Origin of the sequence: Thalassobaculum sp. OXR-137 (assembly GCF_034377285.1) — a bacterium.
In the GTDB taxonomy this organism is placed as follows: Bacteria; Pseudomonadota; Alphaproteobacteria; order Thalassobaculales; family Thalassobaculaceae; genus Thalassobaculum.
This window is the reverse complement of record NZ_CP139715.1, coordinates 5,216,620-5,234,876: the sequence shown is the minus strand read 5'-3', so window position 1 is coordinate 5,234,876 and position 18,257 is coordinate 5,216,620. Positions and strand designations below refer to the sequence as shown.

Here is an 18,257-nt window from a genome sequence, read left to right as displayed (position 1 = left end):
AAGGGGCGGCGGCGGGCAAGGGTGCGGGAAAAGGGCCGTCTGGCCGGTCAGGCCGGAATCTTTTCGGCCAAGTAGATGATGCCGTCGATGGGACGGCCCCGTTCGTTGCGCAAGGTGGTCCGGAGTTTGTCCACCACCAGAAGCCCGTTCTCCGCCATCAGGGCGGAAATATAGGCGTCTCCGTGCCCGTAGCGCCCCGACGGCCGCAGAATCCACGAGGCGGCGGGGACTTCGGCTTCGACCGAGAAGACCAGATATCCGCGTTCGTTCAGCCTGTCGGCAATCAGGCCGATGGTCCTGTCCAGGGATCCGACATAGATGAACAGGTCCCCTGCCAGGACCAGATCCACCTTCTGGTCGCACTCTTCCAGGAACTGATCGATATCGATGGCGCGCAGGACGTCGTACACGCCCTTGACCTCGGCCTGACGCAGCATGTTCTCCGACAGGTCGACCCCGGTCAGACGGTCGACGATGCCGCGGACTTCCGCCCCGCACAGGCCGGTGCCGCAGCCCAGGTCGAGCGCATGGCCGAACCGCCGGCCGCGTCGGTGCTGGTTGATGAGGCGGGCCATGTCGACATGGATGCGGTAGTGCAGGTCGCCGACCAGATCGGCTTCGAACCGCGCCGCATAGGAGTCGAACAGGTTCCGGACGTAGTCGGTGGGCGCCCGGCGCGTGGTGCGGCCTTCCAGGGCGGCGACGAGATGCTCTGCGTCGGTGCGGGCGGGGTTGAGTTCCAGCGCCCGCCGCAGATGGGTCAGCGCGTCGTCCGTCAGGCCCTGTTGGTTCAGCAGGAGGGCGACATTGTAATGCACGGTGTCGCTCTCCGGCATCCGGTCCGCCGCCTGGAGATAGGCGTCGACCGCTTCGGAGAGTTCGCCGATCTCCTGATAGGCATTGGCCAGGTTGTTGTAGGTCTCGCCCAGGGTCGGGTTGAGGTCGAGGGCGCGGCGGTAATACTCGATCGCCCGCAGCAGATGGCCTTCCGCGCGCAGAATGACGCCGAGATTGCTGTAGGCGTCGGCGAAACCGTCATCGATCAGCAGCGCTTTCTGATAGCAGCTCGCCGCGGCGGCGAGCTGGCCGGCCTGTTTCAGGACGAGGCCCAGGGTATTCAGCGCGTAGGGGGATCGGGGATCGACGAGGACTGCCTTGGCGGCATACGGCACGGCACTGGCGAGGTCGCCGCGCTGGAGCATCAGCGTGCCCATCAGATTGAGGGCGTCCACCTCGCACGGATCGGCCGCGAGGGCGCGATCGTACAGATCCTGTGCCGCATCCAGGTGCCCGAGCTGGTGAGCGCGGATCGCCTGAACGACCAGGATTGGAGCCGGCGTCTGAACATTCGCCGTCGCCATGCTCGTTTTCTCCCCCACAAACTAGATCGTATAACGCCTAAATACGCTGAACAATTGGTTAAGGCGTCCGGTCCGGCCGGGCTCGAAAGCCGGGATTCCGCGACAGTATGGGCCGGAAATGCAAAAGGCCGGCCACAAAGGCCGGCCGATCGCCGATTTGTCGGTTCGCCGTAGTTTAGCGGGAGTAGAACTCGACCACGAGGCTGGGTTCCATCTGAACCGGGTACGGCACGTCTTCCAGCTTCGGGATCCGGGTGAAGGTACCGGTCATCTTGCTGTGATCGACTTCCAGGTAGTCCGGCACGTCGCGCTCGTTCGACTGCGCGCCTTCCAGGACCACCGGCAGCTCGCGGGACTTTTCCTTCACCTCGACCACGTCGCCTTCCCGCACCAGGAAGGAGGGGATGTTCACGCGCTTGCCGTTGACCTTGACGTGGCCGTGGTTGACCAGCTGGCGGGCGGCGAAGACGGTCGGCACGAACTTCATGCGGTAGACGACCGCGTCGAGGCGCGTCTCCAGAATGCCGATCAGGTTCTCGCCGGTGTCGCCCTTACGACGGACGGCCTCGGCGTAGTACTTGCGGAACTGCTTCTCGCCGATGTTGCCGTAGTAGCCCTTCAGCTTCTGCTTCGCCATGAGCTGCACGCCGTAGTCGGTCGGCTTGCGGCGGCGCTGCCCGTGCTGACCCGGGCCGTATTCGCGATTGTTGAGCGGGGATTTCGGGCGGCCCCAGAGGTTGACGCCGAGGCGGCGGTCAATCTTATGCTTCGCGGCGATGCGCTTGGCCATCGCTTCACTCCTTCTTGTGCCCGGTACTGGCCGTTTTCGGCCGCTGGGCGGGTTGTCCCGATAGGGTGATCCGGCACGCAGCAACCGCTTTGGCCGGGCCGGGAACATGCGCGTAGGCGTGCTCCACGTTCTCAGGAATGGGCGCGTTATACGGATCGTCCCGGAAATGTCAAACCCACCGTGGGGTTGGCGGGGACAATCGGCGCTGCGACCTCGCCTCACGGACGCAGAGCGGATATTGTCGCCGGCGACCGGGATACGTCCCGTGTAGCCTGCGTCGACGCCAGTTTGGAGCCCAGCACCCCATGCGCCAGGACTATTTCGGACGAAAGCGCGTCCTCGTGACCGGAGGGGCCGGGTTCATCGGCTCCCACCTCTGCGAGCGCCTGCTGCGCGACGGGTGCGAGGTGGTCTGCGTCGACAACTTCTTCTCCGGCACCCGGGCCAACGTGACCCATCTGCTGGACAACCGGGACTTCGAACTGATCCGCCACGACGTGACCTTTCCGCTCTATGTCGAGGTGGACGAGATCTACAATCTCGCCTGCCCGGCCTCGCCGGTTCACTACCAGCACGATCCGGTTCAGACCACCAAGACCTCGGTACACGGGGCCATCAACCTGCTCGGCCTCGCCAAGCGGCTGAACGCCCGGATCTTTCAGGCGTCGACATCCGAGGTCTACGGCGACCCGACCGTGCATCCGCAGACCGAGGATTACTGGGGCAACGTTAACCCGATCGGGCCGAGGGCCTGCTACGACGAGGCCAAACGGTGCGCGGAGACCCTGTTCTTCGACTACCGGCGACAGCACGGTCTCGGCATCAAGGTGGCGCGGATCTTCAACACCTACGGCCCGCGGATGCATCCGCGGGACGGCCGGGTGGTCTCCAACTTCATCATGCAGGCCCTGAAGGGGGACCCGATCACGCTCTATGGCGACGGCAGCCAGACGCGCTCGTTCTGCTATGTCGACGACCTGATCGAGGGGACGCTGCGGCTGATGTCCAGCCCGGGCGACGTCACCGGCCCGGTGAATCTGGGCAATCCGACCGAATGCACGGTGCTGGAGCTCGCCGAGACCGTGATCCGGCTGACCGGATCGGCGTCCCGGATCGAGCACCGGCCGCTTCCGCAGGACGACCCGCAGCAGCGCCGCCCCGATATCGGCCGAGCCCGCGCCCTGCTCGGCTGGCAGCCGACGATGGCGCTGGAGGACGGGCTGGCGCGCACAATCGACTACTTCCGGGGCGTCATCGCCGCCGGAGGTTGAAGCCGGCGCGCTTTACTTCCGCCTTAGCGGCTGCCTAGGGTGCCTTTCGGGCAGGCGAGGGGAGGGACGAGATGGCGGGGCGCAAGGCGCTGACCACCATGGTGATCGGCCGCGACTACCAGTCGATGTGGAACACTCTGTATCGCAAGAGCGTCGTGGCCTATGCCGACAAGCACGGCTACGATCTGGTGCTGATCGACAGTCCCATCGACCCGACGCCGCGTGCTGCCGAGCGCACCCCGCACTGGCAGAAATGCCTGATCCTGGAACATCCAGGCCTGCAGGGATACGACCATGTGGTCTGGATCGACGCCGACATCTTCGTGAATTTCCATTCCGCCCCCTGCATCGTCGCGCGCTATGGCGATGCCGAGGGGATCGGCGCGGTCCCGTTCGCCAGCACCCAGCCGACAGCGGAGATCCTGGAGAACCGCTGGGACCGGGCGTTCCGGTACGGCAGCGGCATCTTCAAGCGCGACCGCGGCCCCACCGCGCGGGAGCGCTATGCCGAGGCCGGTCTGCCGGAAGACCAGCCCGACATGGTCAACACCGGTGTGATGGTCCTGCGCCCGGACCGGCAACGGGCCTTCCTGCGCGATGTCTACGAGACCGGCACGGAGAACGAATTCTCGGCGATGGAGCAGATGTGGCTGTCCTACCGGATCTTCCAGGAAGGCCTGCTCAGCCCGCTGGACCCGCGCTTCAACAAGATCTGGAGCGAGGAGCTGGTGCAGAATTATCCGTTCCTGATGAACAGCTCGACCCGCCAGCACGTGCCGATCATCGCCCTCTGCGTCACCGCAGCCTGGCTCAACGGCTATTTCCTGCACTTCCTGGCCGACGGCTACTCGCGCGGGGACGTGCGCTACATCATGACCATGTTCGACAGCCCCGAGCAGATCAGCCTGGAAGCGATGCAGAATAGGTTGGCGAAAGGGACCCCGCAGTAGCCGGGTCGGGCTTTAAGCTCTTGAACGGACTCTAGGGTCCGCGCCGCCGCTTGCCGGTGAGAGACTTCACCACGCCGTGGAGGCTCTGCACCTCCTGGTCGGTCAGGCCGGCCCGGCCGAACATGGTGCGCAGGTTGCGCTTCATCGTCGGGCCCAGATGCTCGGGATAGAAGAACCCGGCCTCCTCCAGTTCCTCCTCCAGCCGGCTGTAGAAGAACTCCCGCGTCTCCACCGGCGCCGGCGGGCTGTCGGACATGAGCTGGACGTCCGGCGTGGCATCGCCGCTCTGGAACCACTCGTACCCGACTAGCAGCACGGCCTGCGCCAAGTTAAGGGACGAGAAGCCGGGGTTCAGCGGCACGGTGATCACCGCGTCCGCCAGGGTGATGTCCTCGTTCACCAGCCCGGCGCGCTCCGGGCCGAACAGCACGCCCACCGGCTGATCCGCGTCGAGCCGGGCGCGCAGCTGGGCGGCGGCGGCGCGCGGCACCAGCGCTTCCTTGGTCACGCCGCGCGGCCGGGCGGTCGTCGCCAGGACGTAGGTCAGATCGGCGCAGGCCTCTGCTGTGGTGGGATAGACCCGCGCTTTCTCCAGCACCTCGATGGCGCCGACCGCCATGGCCTCGGCAGCGGGGTTCGGCCAGCCGTCGCGCGGGTTGACCAGCCGCATGTCGGTCAGGCCGCAGTTCAGCATCGCCCGGGCGCAGGCGCCGATATTCTCGCCGAGTTGCGGCTCCACCAGAACGATGGCGGGGCCGGCCCCGGCGACGGAGCGGGCGTGGTCTGTCCCCGCCATGCGCTCAGGCGTCCGCTTTCGGCGCTGCCGCACCGGCGCGCAACAGCTTCCAGGTGATGGCGTCGGACAGCGCCGCGATGGAGGCGTCGATGATGTTCGGGCTGACGCCGACCGTGCGCCAGGTGATACCGGTCTCGTCTTCGCTTTCGATCATTACCCGGGTGGTGGCGTCGGTGCCGTCGCCGTCGCGGGCCGGCGGCAGGATGCGCACCTTGTAGTCGATCAGCCGCATGGTTTGGATCGCGGGAAACTTGGGCGTCAGTGCCTTGCGGATGGCGGTGTCCAGCGCGTTGACCGGCCCGTTGCCGACCGCGACCTCGTGATGGGCGGTGCCGCCGACGGTCAGCGTGGCCGTCGCCTCGGACTCGATCACCAGATCGCCGCGGGCGTTGAACCGGCGCTCGTCCATGACGCGCCAGCGCTCGATGGTGAAGAACTCCGGCACGCCCTCGATCAGCCGGCGGGCCAGCAGCTCGAAGCTGGCTTCCGCGCTGTCGTAGGAATAGCCGAGGAACTCCTTCTCCTTCACCTCGTCGACCAGCCGCTGCACCTTCGGGTGCTTGGGATCGACCTCGACGCCGATTTCGGCGAAGCGGGCCAGGATGTTGGAGCGTCCGGCCTGGTCGGACACCAGGATGTGACGCTGGTTGCCGACGGTGGACGGCTCCACGTGCTCGTAGGTCTTCGGGTCCTTCTGGACGGCCGAGACGTGCAGCCCGCCCTTATGGGCGAAGGCGGCGGCGCCGACATAGGCGCGGTGCGGGTCGCTCGCCCGGTTCAGGCGCTCGTCCAGCAGCCGGGAGACCGCCGTCAGGTGCTTCAGCTTGCCGGTGCCCACATTGGTCGTCATCCCCATTTTCACCACGAGGTTCGGGATGATCGCCATCATGTCGGCATTGCCGCAGCGCTCGCCCAGGCCGTTGATCGTGCCCTGGACCTGCCGCGCGCCGGCGCGCACCGCGGCCAGCGAGTTGGCGACCGCGTTGCCGGTGTCGTTGTGGCAGTGGATGCCGAGATGGGTGCCGGGGACCCGCTCGGCGACCTTGGCGACGATCTCCTCGATCTCGTGGGGCAGCGTCCCGCCGTTGGTGTCGCACAGGACGACCCAGCGCGCGCCCGCCGTATAGGCCGCCTCGGCGCAGTCCAGCGCGTAGTCGGGATTGGCCTTGAAGCCGTCGAAGAAATGCTCGCAGTCGAACATCGCCTCGCGGCCGACGGCGACGGCCCGGGCAATGCTGTCGCGGACCATGGCCACGTTCTCGTCGCGCTCGATCTCCAGCGCCACGTCCACATGGAAGTCCCAGGTCTTGCCGACCAGGCAGACGGCCGGCACGCGGGCGTCGAGAATGCCGGCGAGACCGGGATCGTTGTCGGCGCTGCGGCCCGGGCGGCGGGTCATGCCGAAGGCGACGATCCGCGCGTTGTCCATCTTCGGCGGCTCGGCGAAGAACCGGTCGTCGGTCGGGTTGGCGCCCGGCCAGCCGCCTTCGATGTAGTCGATCCCAAGCTGATCCAGCGCGCGGGCGATCGCCGCCTTGTCGGCGACGGTGAAGTCGACGCCGCGGGTCTGCTGTCCGTCGCGCAGGGTGGTGTCGAACAGATAGACGCGGTCGGCGTCCGATGTGTCGATCGTGCTGTCGCTGGCCATGGCGCCTCTCCCCGCCCGCTCCGAGAGGGATCGTCAGGGAGGCGGGCGAATCGGTAATGGGAGAGGGTCTCTAGCAGCGCGGACGCCGGGCGGCAAGCGGCTGACTACCCCCGTAGGACAGGGAATTCCTCGCCGCGCAGCGGGTCTCCGTGGTTCAGCCGCACATCGGGGAAGGGTGGCGAGACCTCGCCCCTGCGCTTCACATAGACCACGTCGTCGCCGCAGAACCGGGCCGCGAAAGCACGCCGCCTGTTGCCGCCGGTGCCGGGATTGCCCGGCGCGCCATGCACCGTCAGGAACGAGAAGGCGATGGCGTCGCCCGGCTCCATGTCCCAGCCCAGGATCGTATGCTCGCCGCGCTCCAGTTCGATATCGGGCAGCGGCTCCAGCCCGTCGTCGCTGCGCTCGTAGGCTTCGCCCTTGAACTTGGTCGGCAGGAACCTCTTGCCCCAGCCGTGGGAGCCGGCGACGAACTCGACGCAGACCTCCCGCGGCACCGGATCCAGGGGAATCCACAGGGAGCAGGTCTGGGTGCCCTCGATGCAGTAGTAGGGCTGGTCGTGGTGCCAGGGGGTGCGTTCCTCGGTCCCCGGCTCTTTCACCAGCACGTGCTCATGGAACAGTACGACCTTCTGCGAGCCCATGAGCTGCCCGGCGAGATCCGCTGCCGGCGACTGCTCCAGGAAGCGCTGATACTCCGGGATCCGCTGCCAATTGCAGTAGTCGCCGAAGAAATACCCCGGCTTGCCTTCTGGTGTGTATTCCTTGGCGTAGAGCCCGGGCTCGCGCATGTTGCGGTCGATGCCCTCGCGCAGTGCGGCGACCCAGTCCTTGTCGAACACGCCGGAGAGCTTCACGGCTCCGTCGCGGCGAAACATCTCGACGGTGGTATCGGCAAGCGCGCTGGTCGTCATGGCGTCGTCTCCCGGGGGGTCCTTGGCATTCCTGTCCGTTAGCGTGCGAACTCGGCCGGCTTTCGTCAATCCGAACACTTGCCCCGGCGTGTGACAGAGCCCACATCGCGCCGCGTTGACGTCACATTATCTCTCTACCGTAGGCAACCGCTGGACGGTCACGGCGTTGGGAATGCATATGCCCAGCGCGTCTGGTAGGGTGGGACCGGGCTTCGGAGGGTATGAATTTGTTGCGTTGGCTGCTCGGAATCTTCGTTTTCTTCCTGATCGTCGCCATCGGCGGCGTGGGCGCCGTGCTGTACGCATTCCACCATTTCGGCCGGGGTCTGCCCGACTACGAGTATCTGGCGGATTACGAGCCGCCGGTGGTGACCCGGGTCCATGCGGGCGACGGCCGGCTGCTGGAGGAGTATGCGCGCAACAAGCGCATCTTCGTCGCCATAGAGGCGATCCCCAAGCGCGTGGTGAAGGCGTTCCTTTCCGCCGAAGACAAGAATTTCTACAACCACCCGGGCATCGATTTCGTCAGCCTCGCCTCCGCGGTGGTGCTGAACGTGAAGAACTACGGCACCGGCCGCCGCCCGGTGGGCGCATCGACGATCACCCAGCAGGTCGCCAAGAACTTCCTGCTGACCAACGAGGTGTCGATCGACCGCAAGGCCAAGGAAGCCATTCTGTCCTTCCGCATCGAGCGGGTCCTGAGCAAGGACCGGATCCTCGAGCTGTATCTGAACGAGATCTATCTCGGCTTCGGCTCCTACGGTGTGGCCGCGGCGGCCCTGAACTATTTCGACAAGCCGCTGGCCGAGCTGACCATCGGCGAGGCGGCCTATCTGGCGGCGCTGCCGAAGGCGCCGAACAACTATCATCCGACCCGCCGGCACGAGGCGGCCGTCGCCCGCCGCAACTGGGTGATCGGACAGATGGTGGAGAACGGCTTCATCACGCAGGCCGAAGCCCAGGCGGCGACGCAGGAGCCGCTGACCGTCTCGACCGCTTCCACCGGGGACGCGACCTCCGCCGACTACTTCGCCGAGGAGGTCCGCCGAGACCTGATCCAGCGCTACGGCGACGACGGCCTGTACGAAGGCGGCCTGTCGGTCCGCACGACTCTCGACCCGAAGATGCAGCGCATGGCTGACAAGGCCTTGCGTGAAGGCCTGATCGACTACGATCAGCGCCACGGCTGGCGCGGTCCGGTCGCGAAGATCGAGATCGTGCCCGGCTGGGGCGATGCGCTCGCCAAGGTCGAGCGGCCGGCCGGCCTGGGCGACTGGCGCCTGGGCGCGGTGGTCAAGGCGGATGCCAAGACGGCGACCATCGGCTTCCCCGACGGATCGCTCGCCACGCTTCCCTATGACGAGATGAAGTGGGCGCGGCAGTGGATGGAGGATCAGCGCTACGGGGGCACGCCGAAATCTGTGACCGACGTGCTCAGTTTGGGCGATGTCGTCCCGGTGGAGACCGTCGAGAAGGACGCCAAGGGCGAGGCCTATGGCGAAGCGACCGTCGCCCTGCGCCAGATCCCGGATGTCGGCGGCGGCCTGGTCGCCATGGACCCGCATACCGGCCGGGTGCTCGCCATGTCCGGCGGATTCAGCATGGAGATGAGCGAGTTCAACCGGGCGACCCAGGCGTGGCGCCAGCCGGGCTCCTCCTTCAAGCCCTTCGTCTATCTGGCCGCCCTCGACAGCGGCTATACGCCGGCGACGCAGATTCTCGACGCGCCCTTCGTGCTCGACCAGGGGCCGGGGCTGCCGAAATGGAAGCCGTCCAATTATTCCAACGAGTTCTACGGACCGACCCCGATGCGCGTCGGCATCGAGAAGTCGCGGAACCTGATGACCGTCCGTCTTGCCCAGACGATCGGCATGGACAAGGTCGTGAACTACGCCAAGCTGTTCGGCGTGGTCGACAAGATGCAGCCGCACCTGTCCTTCTCGCTCGGAGCGGCGGAGACGACGCTGCTGCGCATGACCACCGCCTATTCCATGCTGGTCAACGGCGGCAAGCGGGTCACTCCGTCGCTGTTCGACCGGGTGGTGGACCGTCACGGCAAGACCATCTACCGGCACGACGACCGGCCCTGCGACGGGTGCGCTGCGGCGTCCTGGAACGGCGGCCCGCCGCCGCAGATCCCCGACACGCGCGAGCAGATCGTCGATCCGGCTTCGGCCTACCAGATGGTGTCGATGCTGGAAGGCGTGGTTCTGCGCGGGACCGGGCGCCGCATCGCCGAGCTCGGCAAGACCCTGGGCGGCAAGACCGGCACGACCAACGAAAACATGGACACCTGGTTCGTCGGCTTCTCGCCGGACCTCGCCGTCGGCGTCTATGTCGGCTTCGACCAGCCGCGCACCCTGGGTCGTCATGATACCGGGTCCAGCGTTGCCGCCCCGATCTTCAAGTCCTTCATGGCCGACGCCCTGGATGGGGTGGTAACGCCGGACTTCCGCATTCCGCCGGGCGTCCGCATGGTCTGGGTCGATCTGGAGAGCGGTCAGCGGGCCAATCCCGGCGCGTCCGGCGCGGTCCTGGAGGCCTTCAAACCCGGCACGGAACCGACCGGCGAAAGCATGGTGATCGGCGGCGGCATGGGCCCCGCATCCTCCGACACGGAGCCGGCTTCGGCACCCGCCGCCGCGGCGCCTGTTGCGACCAGCGGATCCGGGCTCTATTAAGCGTCTGACTTGTCCCGATACCCATCGTCCCCGATATGGCGGACGTCACCTGAACGGAGGGCGCAATGCGCGCCGAGACCACCCAGACCCTCGATGAGATCAAGCAGTCGATCGAACTGCTGAGGAGGCATCTTTGACTGGGATGTCGCACTGACACGACTGTCCGAGCTCGATGCCCTGACCCAGGACCAGAGCCTGTGGGACGATCCTGAACGGGCCCAGAAGCTTATGCAGGAACGCACCCGGCTCGAGAAGCAGATCGAGGACGTGAAGGCGCTCGACCAGACGGTCGAGGACGCGGTCATGATGATCGAACTCGGCGAGGCCGAGGGCGATTCCGACACGGTCGCCGAGGCCGAGAAGGAACTCGAGGCGGTCCGCGTCAAAGCCGAGAAGATGCAGATCGAGAGCATGCTGTCCGGCGAGGCCGACGGGCTCGACTGCTATCTGGAAGTCCATGCCGGCGCCGGCGGTACCGAGGCCCAGGACTGGGCCGAGATGCTGCTGCGCATGTACACCCGCTGGTCCGAACGCCAGGGCTACAAGGTGGAATGGCTGGAGGAGAGTGCCGGCGAAGAAGCCGGTCTCAAGTCGGCGACCATCAAGATCTCCGGCCACAACGCCTATGGCTGGCTGAAGACCGAGAGCGGCGTGCACCGGCTGGTCCGCATCTCTCCCTACGACAGCCAGGCCCGGCGCCATACCAGCTTCTCCAGCGCCTGGGTCTATCCGGTGGTCGACGATTCGATCGACATCGTGATCGAGGACAAGGACCTGAAGGTCGATACCTACCGCGCGTCGGGTGCCGGCGGTCAGCACGTCAACCGGACGGACTCGGCCATCCGCATCACCCACATCCCGTCGGGAATCGTGGTGCAGTGTCAGAACGACCGCTCGCAGCACCGCAACCGGGCCACGGCCATGGACATGTTGCGCGCGCGCCTCTACGAGGCCGAGCTGCAGCGCCGCGAGGAAGAGGCGAACGCGACCGAGGCGTCCAAGTCGGATATCGGCTGGGGCCACCAGATCCGGTCCTACGTCCTGCAGCCGTACCAGATGGTGAAGGACCTGCGCACGGGCCACGAGAGTGGCAATCCGTCCGCGGTGCTGGACGGCGACATCGACGCCTTCCTGGAAGCCTCGCTCGCCGGCAAGGTGGGCATGAACCGCGACGGGGGCGACGCCGCCGCGGGCTGATCCGTCCCCGTTCGGGGATGATCCCGGGCCGGCCCTTCGACACGCCCCGGCTTGAGGCCGGGGCTGCTCAGGGCGAGGTCAAAGTTCTAATCTGATCCATTTTCGACCTCGCCCTGAGCAGCCCCCGGGCCGGACCCGGGGGCGTGTCGAAGGGCCGGGCCCGGGTCCTCTACGCCTGGAACCCGCTCATATCCGGCGCCTTGCCGGCGCCGAGAACCGTCTCCAGGGCCATTGAGATCGACAGCAGCCGGGCGTCCTCGCCCTGCGGGCACATCAGCTGTAATCCGACGGGCAGGGCTGCGCCGAACTGGTGGATCGGCAGGGACGCAGAGCACAGGCGGAAGATGTTTGCCGGCTGGGTATTGCGGGACGACAGGCTGCCCCTCGCCGCTTCCTCCGGATGCTTCAGGTTCTCCACCGGCATCGGTACGAACGGGCAGGTCGGCGAGATCCAGCCGTCGAGCCCGGCGAAGCGGGCGTCGGCGATCCGCTCCAGCTCCAGGCGCCGGTACTGCGCCGCCAGATGCTCCACCGCGGAGACCTTCAGCCCATGGGCCGCCCGGTCGGCGGTGACCGGGTCCATGTTCGGGCGGGCCTTCTCGAACGCCTCCGGCGTCAGCCGCGCGATCAGTTCCGGCGGGACGATTGCCGGGAAAAGGCGGGCGCGCTCCGCGGCTTCCGGGATCTCGATATCGACGATCTCCACGCCAGCCGCGCTGAGGGCGACGATGGCCGCTTCGACGGTGGCCGCCACCTGGTCGTCCAGATCCTCGAAGAAGAAATTGGTCGGCCGGCCGAGACGCAGACCCTCCAGCCGGGCCGGCATCGGCACCTCCGATCCGGTCACGACCGCGTGGATGAGCGCCGCATCGCCGGCGTTCCGGGTCAGCGGGCCGATGGAATCCAGGCTCGGACTGAGCGGGAACACGCCATCGGTCGGCCACAGGCCCACCGTGGTCTTATGGCCGAACAATCCGGTGAAGCAGGCGGGGATGCGCACCGAACCGCCGGTGTCCGTGCCGAGCGCGAAGCCGCAGAGCCCCGCCGCCGTCGCCACGGCGGAGCCGCTGGACGAGCCGCCAGGGATACGGTGGGTGTTGGCGTCCCACGGGTTCCAGGGCGTTCCCCGGGCCTCGTTGACGCCGGTGGCGCCCAGGGCGAACTCCACGGTCTTGGTCTTGCCGATGGGGATGCATCCGGCCGCCTTCAGCCGGTGCATGATCGTGCCCTCCGGCCCGGTCAGGTGCTCGCTCTTCATCTGCGAGCCGTTGGTCGTCGGCAGTCCCTCCAGGGCGATGATGTCCTTCACCCCGATCGGCACCCCCATGAGCGGGCCGAGATCGATCCCCGAGGCGAGCAGCGCGTCGATCGCCTTGGCCGCCTTCAGCGCCCGGTCGCCGTCGACCACCTGGAACGCGTCCAGCTTTGGGTACGCCTCGATACGCGCCAAGCAGGCTTTGACGGCGGCCACCGCGGTCACCCTGCCTTCTCGCAGATCCTGAGCATAGGCAGCGATGCCGTGTTCGAAATAATCCTTCAGGGTTTTCGCCATCGATTTCCTCCCGCGTGATGAATAACGGTGGCACGGCGCCGTGACGCGATCAAACCCACTTCTGCGCGCCGGGCCGGCCGGTCCCCTCTTTACCGATTACGTTTTCGGCGGGGCGTAGAGGTCGATGGTCGCGGCGTTGTCCGCGTCGCTCAGCCCGTGCTTGACCAGCAGCTTGTGGATCTCGGCGGCGAGGCCGGTCAGGGGCAGGGAGGTTCCGAGCTGGCGGGCGGTGTCCATGACCGTGTTGAGGTCCTTCACCATGATCGCTACCCGGCCCTGGACGTCCCGGTCACGGGCGGCCATGCGGGGCAGGAACTGCTGCAGGACCGGCGAGTCGGCCCGTCCGCCGGCCAGCGCTTCGGGCAGCTTGGCAGGGTCGATGCCGGCATCTTCGGCGAACTGGCAGCACTCGGCCATCAGGGCGAGGCCGGTGCCGACGATCATCTGGTTGATCAGTTTGGTCGACTGTCCGGTGCCGTTCGCACCCATCAGCGTGAAGCGGCCCGCCAGATGGGCGACCACCTCCCTCACCCGCTCGAAATCCGCCGCCTCGCCGCCGGCCATCACCGTCAGCGTGCCGTTCGTCGCCCCGGGCACGCCGCCGGAGACGGGGGCGTCGATCCACCCCATGCCGGTCTGCGCGCGCAGCCGGGCGGCGAACTCCTTCGCCATGTCGGGCCGCATGGAGGAGAAGTCGACCAGAACCTTGCCGGCGCTCCCGGCTTCGGCGATGCCGTCGGCGCCGAAGACCACCGCCTCGACCGCGTCCGTGTCGGTCAGGCAGGTAAAGACGATCTCGCTGGCTTCCGCGACAGCGCGGGGCGAGGTGGCCGACTGGGCGCCGGCATCGACCAGCGGGGCGAGCTTGTCCCGGGAGCGGTTCCAGACATGGAGCGGAAACCCGGCGGCCAGGAGCCGTTGCGCCATGGGGCCGCCCATCAGGCCGAGTCCTACATATCCCAGCGGGGTGCTTGTGCTGCTCACGATAGGTCTGTCCTCCCTGGACCGTTGTGTAGGGACGCCGACCGCGGTCCGACGGACGTCGTCTTTGCCGCCCGTTCCGGCGGATCGGCCTATTTGGGAACGAACGCGTTGCGCGAACAACCCCGCCTGTGGATGATCGGACGGGTGGAGGCGGAAGTTGTGTCACTCTGCCTCTGTTGTCCCAGCCTGGAGAGACCGTTATACCCACCGATATGTGGCCGAAGGCCATCCACGTGTCCCATTTTCCTCGCTTTCCAAGGGAATTCGATGATTAGCCACCACGCCGCCTTGATCTACGCCATGATTGTCGGCGCCGCTGCCGATGGCTCGCTCGCGGACAGCGAGCTCGAGACGATCCGTGGGATCGTTCAGCACCTGCCGATCTTCGCCGATTTCGAGCGGGGCAATCTGCCCCAGGTCGCCGCTGCCGCCACCGACATGCTCTCCGAGAGCGACGGTATCGAGACCGCGATCGGCCAGATCAAGGCCAACCTGCCGGAACGTCTGTGCCCGACCGCCTACGCCCTGGCCTGCGACGTCGTCGCCGCCGACGGCGAGGCCACCCAGGAAGAGCTGCGGTACCTGGAGATGCTGCGCCACGACCTGAACGTCGACCGGCTGACGGCCGCCGCCATCGAACGGGGCGCCGGCGCCCGTTACGCCCGCCTCTGAGCCGAGAGGGGCGACGTCGTGACTGAGCCCCATTCTCCGTCTCCGGAGACGCCGATGCCGACGGCCCTGGAGGGCTGGCGGATCGGTCTCGTCGGTCTGGGCCTGATGGGGGAACCCATGGCCCGGCGCCTGGCATCCGCCGGCGCGGCGCTGTCCCTGTGGAACCGCTCCATCGAGAAGGCAGAAGCCCTGGCCGGCGAGTTCGACAGGGTCACCGCCCAGCCGTCGCCCCGCCATGTGGCCGAGGCCTCGGACGTGGTCATCGTCATGGTGGCCGACGCCGAGGCGGTGCGCGACGTGGTGTTCGACCCGATCGACGACAGCTGGGGCGTGCTGCACGGCCTGGCCGAGGACGGGGTGCTGGTCGACATGGGCACGACCGGTCTGCCGGCCACCCGAGACTATGCCGGCCGGCTGCGCATGACCGGCGGCAACTGGGTCGATGCGCCGGTGTCCGGCGGCACGACCGCTGCCGCTGACGGCAGCCTGACCATCATGGTCGGTGCCAGCGACGCCGATTTCGCCCGGATCGAACCCATGCTGAGGGTCCTCGGCAGGCGAATCACCCATGTGGGCGCCGTCGGGTCGGGGCAGGTGGTGAAGACGGCCAATCAGATGATCGTCGGCATGACGATCGGGGCCGTGGCGGAGGCCATGGCGCTCGCCAGGCGCGCCGGCGTTGAGCCGGGGATCCTGCGCGAGGCCATCATGGGCGGATTCGCCCAGAGCCGGATCCTGGAGCTCCATGGCGCGCGTATGGCGACCGGCGATTTCCAGGCCAGGGCCAAGGCGACCATCCAGCGCAAGGACATGCGGGCGGCCGTCGCCCTGGCGGAGGAATCGGGCATCGACCTGCCGGGTCTCATGACCAACGCGTCCCTGTGGGAAGACATGGTCGAGGGCGGGTTCGGAGATCTCGATCATTCCGCCCTGATCCTGGCCATCGACCCGCCCGAGGAGGACTAGGGCAAGCCTCGATCGGATGTTTCGATCCGATCGCGGATTTGCTCCGCCCCCGAATCAGGTCCAGGGGCGTCCGGGATGACGGTTATTGGGAGAGGCTTTACAGGACCTCGCCCGGCGCGGATCCGCCTAGAGGACGGCGGTTCAGGCGGGCTTCTGCCATTCCATGATGTGAAAGAACGGGACGCGGCTGTTGCGGTCGGCCCAATCGGGCTCTCCGCCGGTCGGCGCCGGCTCGTCGAAATGCCGCAGCGCCAGTCCGTTGGACAGCAGGGCGGTCATGTAGCGGCAGAGCGGCCTGTGCCAGTTCCTGATCCGGATGCCGCGCCAGGCCGCCCAGTCGGCGCGCTCCTCCAGGTACCGGTCGAAGCAGAACCGGCGGCTGCCGTCCTGAAGCGTCTGCCACGCGCCGCCGACCTGGGCGGTTGCGAAACCGTTGAGGTTGGCGATGAGCAGGGTGCCGCCGGGCCACAATACCCGCACCATCTCCGAGATCGCCCGGTCCATGTCGGGAATGTCGATCAGGCTCAGATAGCTGACGGCGAGGTCGAAGCCGGCATCGGGCACCGGCAGGTCTTCCGCCACCGCCTGCCGATAATCCCCCTCGGGATCTAGGGCGCGGGCCCGCTCGAGCAGCCGGAGCGTCGGGTCGATCCCGACGGTGGCGATTCCAAGGTCACGCAGGACACGGCAGAAACGGCCCTCGCCGCAGCCGATATCGATCGCCGTCTGCGGGGCGAGACGCCGGACTCGCTCGATCATCGGCGCGTCGAGGACGAACCTGCGCGACAGGTCACCCGCGTCGCCCTGTTCGGCGATCCACGCTTCCGCGGACTCGGTCCAGCCGTCTGACATCGCACGCTCCCGGTGGTTGGGTCCCGGGTGGATAGCCGACGCGCCGACCTTCTCCAAGCCCCGGCTTCCGGCTTGCGCCTGCCACGCCGACGGCCTAAGTCGGCGAGATCGGGCGGGCGGTTCCGCCGCCGGGACGGACCCGGGACTGAGCCCGGACCTGGGTAAGGAGTAGGGTGACATGACCACCAGCGTCGACGCCGTCGTTTTCGATATCGGCAACGTGCTGATCCACTGGGATCCGCGGCTGCTCTACCGCAAGATCTTCACCCGGGTCGACATGACCGCGGATGAGCGCAAGGTCGACTGGTTCCTCGCCACGGTCTGCACCCAGGACTGGAACATCGAGCAGGACCGCGGTCGCTCCATCGCCGATGCGGAGGCCGAGGCGATCGGCCGGCATCCGGACTATGCGCCGCAGATCCGGGCGTTCTACGGCCGCTTTCAGGAGATGATCCCGGACGCGATTCCCGAGAGCGTGGCCGCGCTGCGCCGGGTGAAGGCTGCGGGGATGCCGGTGCACGGGCTGACCAACTTCGGTCGTGAGACCTTCCCCCAGACCGCTCGCCGCTTCGATTTCCTGCGCAGTTTCGACACGGTCGTGGTGTCCGGTGACGAGGGAGTCATCAAGCCCGATCCCGCGATCTTCCGCATCCTCATCGAGCGGACCGGCATCGACCCGGCGCGCACCGCCTTCATCGACGACAGTGCGCCCAATATCCAGAGCGCCCGGGACCTGGGGTTCGTGACGCACCACTTCACCGATCCGAAGCGCTTCTCCGCCTGGTGGACCGAAACCGGCTTGCCGTCGGCGTGATCCCGCCGGTCAGTCGACCGGCAGCGCGCGTCTCAGCGTCTCTTCTATCGAGGTGAGGAAGACCGACTGGAACGGCCCGTCCATGCGCAGATGCAGCACGGGCGTTGCGTGGTGGGGCAGGTCGGGCGCGATGAAGACATTGGCGAACAGCAGCATGTTCACCGGTGCCCCGTTGCCTTCGGCGAGCGGCAGGATCAGCCGCCGGATGGTGACGATGCGATCGGTCCCATAGTCGAAGACGGCTTCGCTCAGGATCGGTCGGCGCTGATCGATCGCAGCGGTGTACAGGTCGTTCAGGAAATCCCGGTACCGGTCGTGCCGCGCCTCGTCGAGGTATCGGCCCTGGTAGTTCTCGCCGAACATCGTCTGCATGTAAGACCCCACCAGCCGATACCGGTATCGGCGCGGCGGACCCTCGACGTCGACCAGACCGATATGCTGGAGCAGTTCCGGGATGTCGATGGGATCGATATCGGCGCGGGAGGGGAGGGCGCGATCACCCCGTCTGACGGCCCAGTAGGACAGCAGCGGGTCGATGATCGGATCTGCGGGGCCGCACGCCATCGAACTGGACGGGGGCGGGAAGCCGGGGGTGGTTTGAACGACTGCCGACATCGCTTTTCCCTCCGATGGGCGAAGGATATCGGAACGGCTGAAGGGCTGCCAGGAGTATCGAATTGGAATTAGGAGAATTACGTTTAAATCTGAAAGTAAAATTACGTATCAACTTTAAGGAGGGGTGATGTTTATCACGTTTTGCTTCGAAGATGCTTGAGGTGTTGATGTGCAGTGCAAAAAAGAAACGGGCC

Annotated in this window: 16 protein-coding genes; 7 read left to right on the top strand and 9 right to left on the bottom strand. The window is 66.9% G+C overall.

Annotated features, from left to right (window positions below):
* Positions 1–47: 47 nt before the first annotated feature.
* Together T8K17_RS24240 and rpsD are read right to left on the bottom strand one after the other, a co-directional pair.
* Positions 48–1,361: a tetratricopeptide repeat protein gene (locus T8K17_RS24240; protein WP_322332291.1), complete on the bottom strand. Its 1,314-nt coding sequence runs from the start codon at positions 1,359–1,361 to the stop codon at positions 48–50.
* A gap of 175 nt (positions 1,362–1,536) precedes the next feature.
* The gene (rpsD, locus tag T8K17_RS24235) at positions 1,537–2,151 is read right to left on the bottom strand and encodes a 30S ribosomal protein S4 (protein ID WP_322332290.1); all 615 of its coding nucleotides are present in this window, start codon (positions 2,149–2,151) and stop codon (positions 1,537–1,539) included.
* A 305-nt stretch (positions 2,152–2,456) separates the two neighbouring features.
* On the opposite strand from rpsD, the gene T8K17_RS24230 reads away from it, so the two are divergent.
* Both T8K17_RS24230 and T8K17_RS24225 read left to right on the top strand, forming a co-directional pair.
* A complete protein-coding gene (locus tag T8K17_RS24230) occupies positions 2,457–3,422 on the top strand; it encodes a UDP-glucuronic acid decarboxylase family protein (RefSeq protein ID WP_322332289.1) in 966 nt (321 codons plus the stop codon).
* A 71-nt stretch (positions 3,423–3,493) separates the two neighbouring features.
* The gene (locus T8K17_RS24225) at positions 3,494–4,372 is read left to right on the top strand and encodes a hypothetical protein (RefSeq protein ID WP_322332288.1); all 879 of its coding nucleotides are present in this window, start codon (positions 3,494–3,496) and stop codon (positions 4,370–4,372) included.
* Positions 4,373–4,403: 31 nt separating this feature from the next.
* Here the strand turns inward: T8K17_RS24225 and T8K17_RS24220 are convergent, their stop codons facing one another.
* The 3 genes from T8K17_RS24220 to T8K17_RS24210 all read right to left on the bottom strand — a co-directional run bounded on the left by T8K17_RS24220 (position 4,404) and on the right by T8K17_RS24210 (position 7,730).
* Positions 4,404–5,168: an RNA methyltransferase gene (locus tag T8K17_RS24220; protein WP_322332287.1), complete on the bottom strand. Its 765-nt coding sequence runs from the start codon at positions 5,166–5,168 to the stop codon at positions 4,404–4,406.
* Positions 5,169–5,172: 4 nt separating this feature from the next.
* Positions 5,173–6,816 carry a citramalate synthase gene (gene cimA / locus T8K17_RS24215; RefSeq protein WP_322332286.1) on the bottom strand — a complete coding sequence of 548 codons (1,644 nt, stop codon included), beginning with the start codon at positions 6,814–6,816 and terminating at the stop codon, positions 5,173–5,175.
* 104 nt (positions 6,817–6,920) lie between these two features.
* Positions 6,921–7,730 carry a phytanoyl-CoA dioxygenase family protein gene (locus T8K17_RS24210; RefSeq protein WP_322332285.1) on the bottom strand — a complete coding sequence of 270 codons (810 nt, stop codon included), beginning with the start codon at positions 7,728–7,730 and terminating at the stop codon, positions 6,921–6,923.
* A 221-nt stretch (positions 7,731–7,951) separates the two neighbouring features.
* On the opposite strand from T8K17_RS24210, the gene T8K17_RS24205 reads away from it, so the two are divergent.
* The gene (locus tag T8K17_RS24205; protein WP_322332284.1) at positions 7,952–10,411 is read left to right on the top strand and encodes a penicillin-binding protein 1A; all 2,460 of its coding nucleotides are present in this window, start codon (positions 7,952–7,954) and stop codon (positions 10,409–10,411) included.
* A 65-nt stretch (positions 10,412–10,476) separates the two neighbouring features.
* A protein-coding gene (gene prfB, locus T8K17_RS24200; RefSeq protein WP_322332283.1) for a peptide chain release factor 2 occupies positions 10,477–11,608 on the top strand; the annotation gives its coding sequence in 2 pieces (ribosomal slippage) (positions 10,477–10,545 and positions 10,547–11,608; 1,131 coding nt in all).
* Positions 11,609–11,777: 169 nt separating this feature from the next.
* On the opposite strand, the gene T8K17_RS24195 is transcribed toward prfB, so the two are convergent.
* Together T8K17_RS24195 and T8K17_RS24190 are read right to left on the bottom strand one after the other, a co-directional pair.
* On the bottom strand, positions 11,778–13,160 hold the full coding sequence (locus tag T8K17_RS24195; RefSeq protein ID WP_322332282.1) for an amidase: 1,383 nt from the start codon (positions 13,158–13,160) through the stop codon (positions 11,778–11,780).
* Between the two features lie 96 nt (positions 13,161–13,256).
* The gene (locus T8K17_RS24190; protein ID WP_322332281.1) at positions 13,257–14,144 is read right to left on the bottom strand and encodes an NAD(P)-dependent oxidoreductase; all 888 of its coding nucleotides are present in this window, start codon (positions 14,142–14,144) and stop codon (positions 13,257–13,259) included.
* Between the two features lie 267 nt (positions 14,145–14,411).
* Here T8K17_RS24190 and T8K17_RS24185 point away from each other — a divergent pair, with 267 nt between their 5' ends.
* Complete coding sequence (locus T8K17_RS24185) at positions 14,412–14,816, top strand: tellurite resistance TerB family protein (protein WP_322332280.1); 405 nt, start codon at positions 14,412–14,414, stop codon at positions 14,814–14,816.
* Positions 14,817–14,870: 54 nt separating this feature from the next.
* On the top strand, positions 14,871–15,782 hold the full coding sequence (locus T8K17_RS24180) for an NAD(P)-dependent oxidoreductase (RefSeq protein WP_322332279.1): 912 nt from the start codon (positions 14,871–14,873) through the stop codon (positions 15,780–15,782).
* 141 nt (positions 15,783–15,923) lie between these two features.
* Here T8K17_RS24180 and T8K17_RS24175 read toward each other — a convergent pair whose 3' ends face one another.
* A complete protein-coding gene (locus tag T8K17_RS24175) occupies positions 15,924–16,634 on the bottom strand; it encodes a class I SAM-dependent methyltransferase (RefSeq protein WP_322332278.1) in 711 nt (236 codons plus the stop codon).
* 178 nt (positions 16,635–16,812) lie between these two features.
* Here T8K17_RS24175 and T8K17_RS24170 point away from each other — a divergent pair, with 178 nt between their 5' ends.
* Positions 16,813–17,448 (top strand): HAD family phosphatase, encoded by a 636-nt coding sequence (locus T8K17_RS24170; protein WP_322332277.1) that lies wholly within the window; start codon positions 16,813–16,815, stop codon positions 17,446–17,448.
* A 9-nt stretch (positions 17,449–17,457) separates the two neighbouring features.
* On the opposite strand, the gene T8K17_RS24165 is transcribed toward T8K17_RS24170, so the two are convergent.
* Positions 17,458–18,063, bottom strand: a complete 606-nt coding sequence (locus T8K17_RS24165; protein ID WP_322332276.1) for a PAS domain-containing protein — start codon at positions 18,061–18,063, stop codon at positions 17,458–17,460.
* Positions 18,064–18,257: the final 194 nt, after the last annotated feature.

Bases quoted from the DNA above. Each gene is read 5' to 3' on its own strand.
- T8K17_RS24240 (WP_322332291.1), bottom strand. From the start codon at position 1,361: ATGGCGACGGCGAATGTTCAGACGCCGGCTCCAATCCTGGTCGTTCAG.
- rpsD (WP_322332290.1), bottom strand. From the start codon at position 2,151: ATGGCCAAGCGCATCGCCGCGAAGCATAAGATTGACCGCCGCCTCGGC.
- T8K17_RS24230 (WP_322332289.1), top strand. From the start codon at position 2,457: ATGCGCCAGGACTATTTCGGACGAAAGCGCGTCCTCGTGACCGGAGGG.
- T8K17_RS24225 (WP_322332288.1), top strand. From the start codon at position 3,494: ATGGCGGGGCGCAAGGCGCTGACCACCATGGTGATCGGCCGCGACTAC.
- T8K17_RS24220 (WP_322332287.1), bottom strand. From the start codon at position 5,168: ATGGCGGGGACAGACCACGCCCGCTCCGTCGCCGGGGCCGGCCCCGCC.
- cimA (WP_322332286.1), bottom strand. From the start codon at position 6,816: ATGGCCAGCGACAGCACGATCGACACATCGGACGCCGACCGCGTCTAT.
- T8K17_RS24210 (WP_322332285.1), bottom strand. From the start codon at position 7,730: ATGACGACCAGCGCGCTTGCCGATACCACCGTCGAGATGTTTCGCCGC.
- T8K17_RS24205 (WP_322332284.1), top strand. From the start codon at position 7,952: ATGAATTTGTTGCGTTGGCTGCTCGGAATCTTCGTTTTCTTCCTGATC.
- T8K17_RS24195 (WP_322332282.1), bottom strand. From the start codon at position 13,160: ATGGCGAAAACCCTGAAGGATTATTTCGAACACGGCATCGCTGCCTAT.
- T8K17_RS24185 (WP_322332280.1), top strand. From the start codon at position 14,412: ATGATTAGCCACCACGCCGCCTTGATCTACGCCATGATTGTCGGCGCC.
- T8K17_RS24180 (WP_322332279.1), top strand. From the start codon at position 14,871: ATGCCGACGGCCCTGGAGGGCTGGCGGATCGGTCTCGTCGGTCTGGGC.
- T8K17_RS24175 (WP_322332278.1), bottom strand. From the start codon at position 16,634: ATGTCAGACGGCTGGACCGAGTCCGCGGAAGCGTGGATCGCCGAACAG.
- T8K17_RS24170 (WP_322332277.1), top strand. From the start codon at position 16,813: ATGACCACCAGCGTCGACGCCGTCGTTTTCGATATCGGCAACGTGCTG.
- T8K17_RS24165 (WP_322332276.1), bottom strand. From the start codon at position 18,063: ATGTCGGCAGTCGTTCAAACCACCCCCGGCTTCCCGCCCCCGTCCAGT.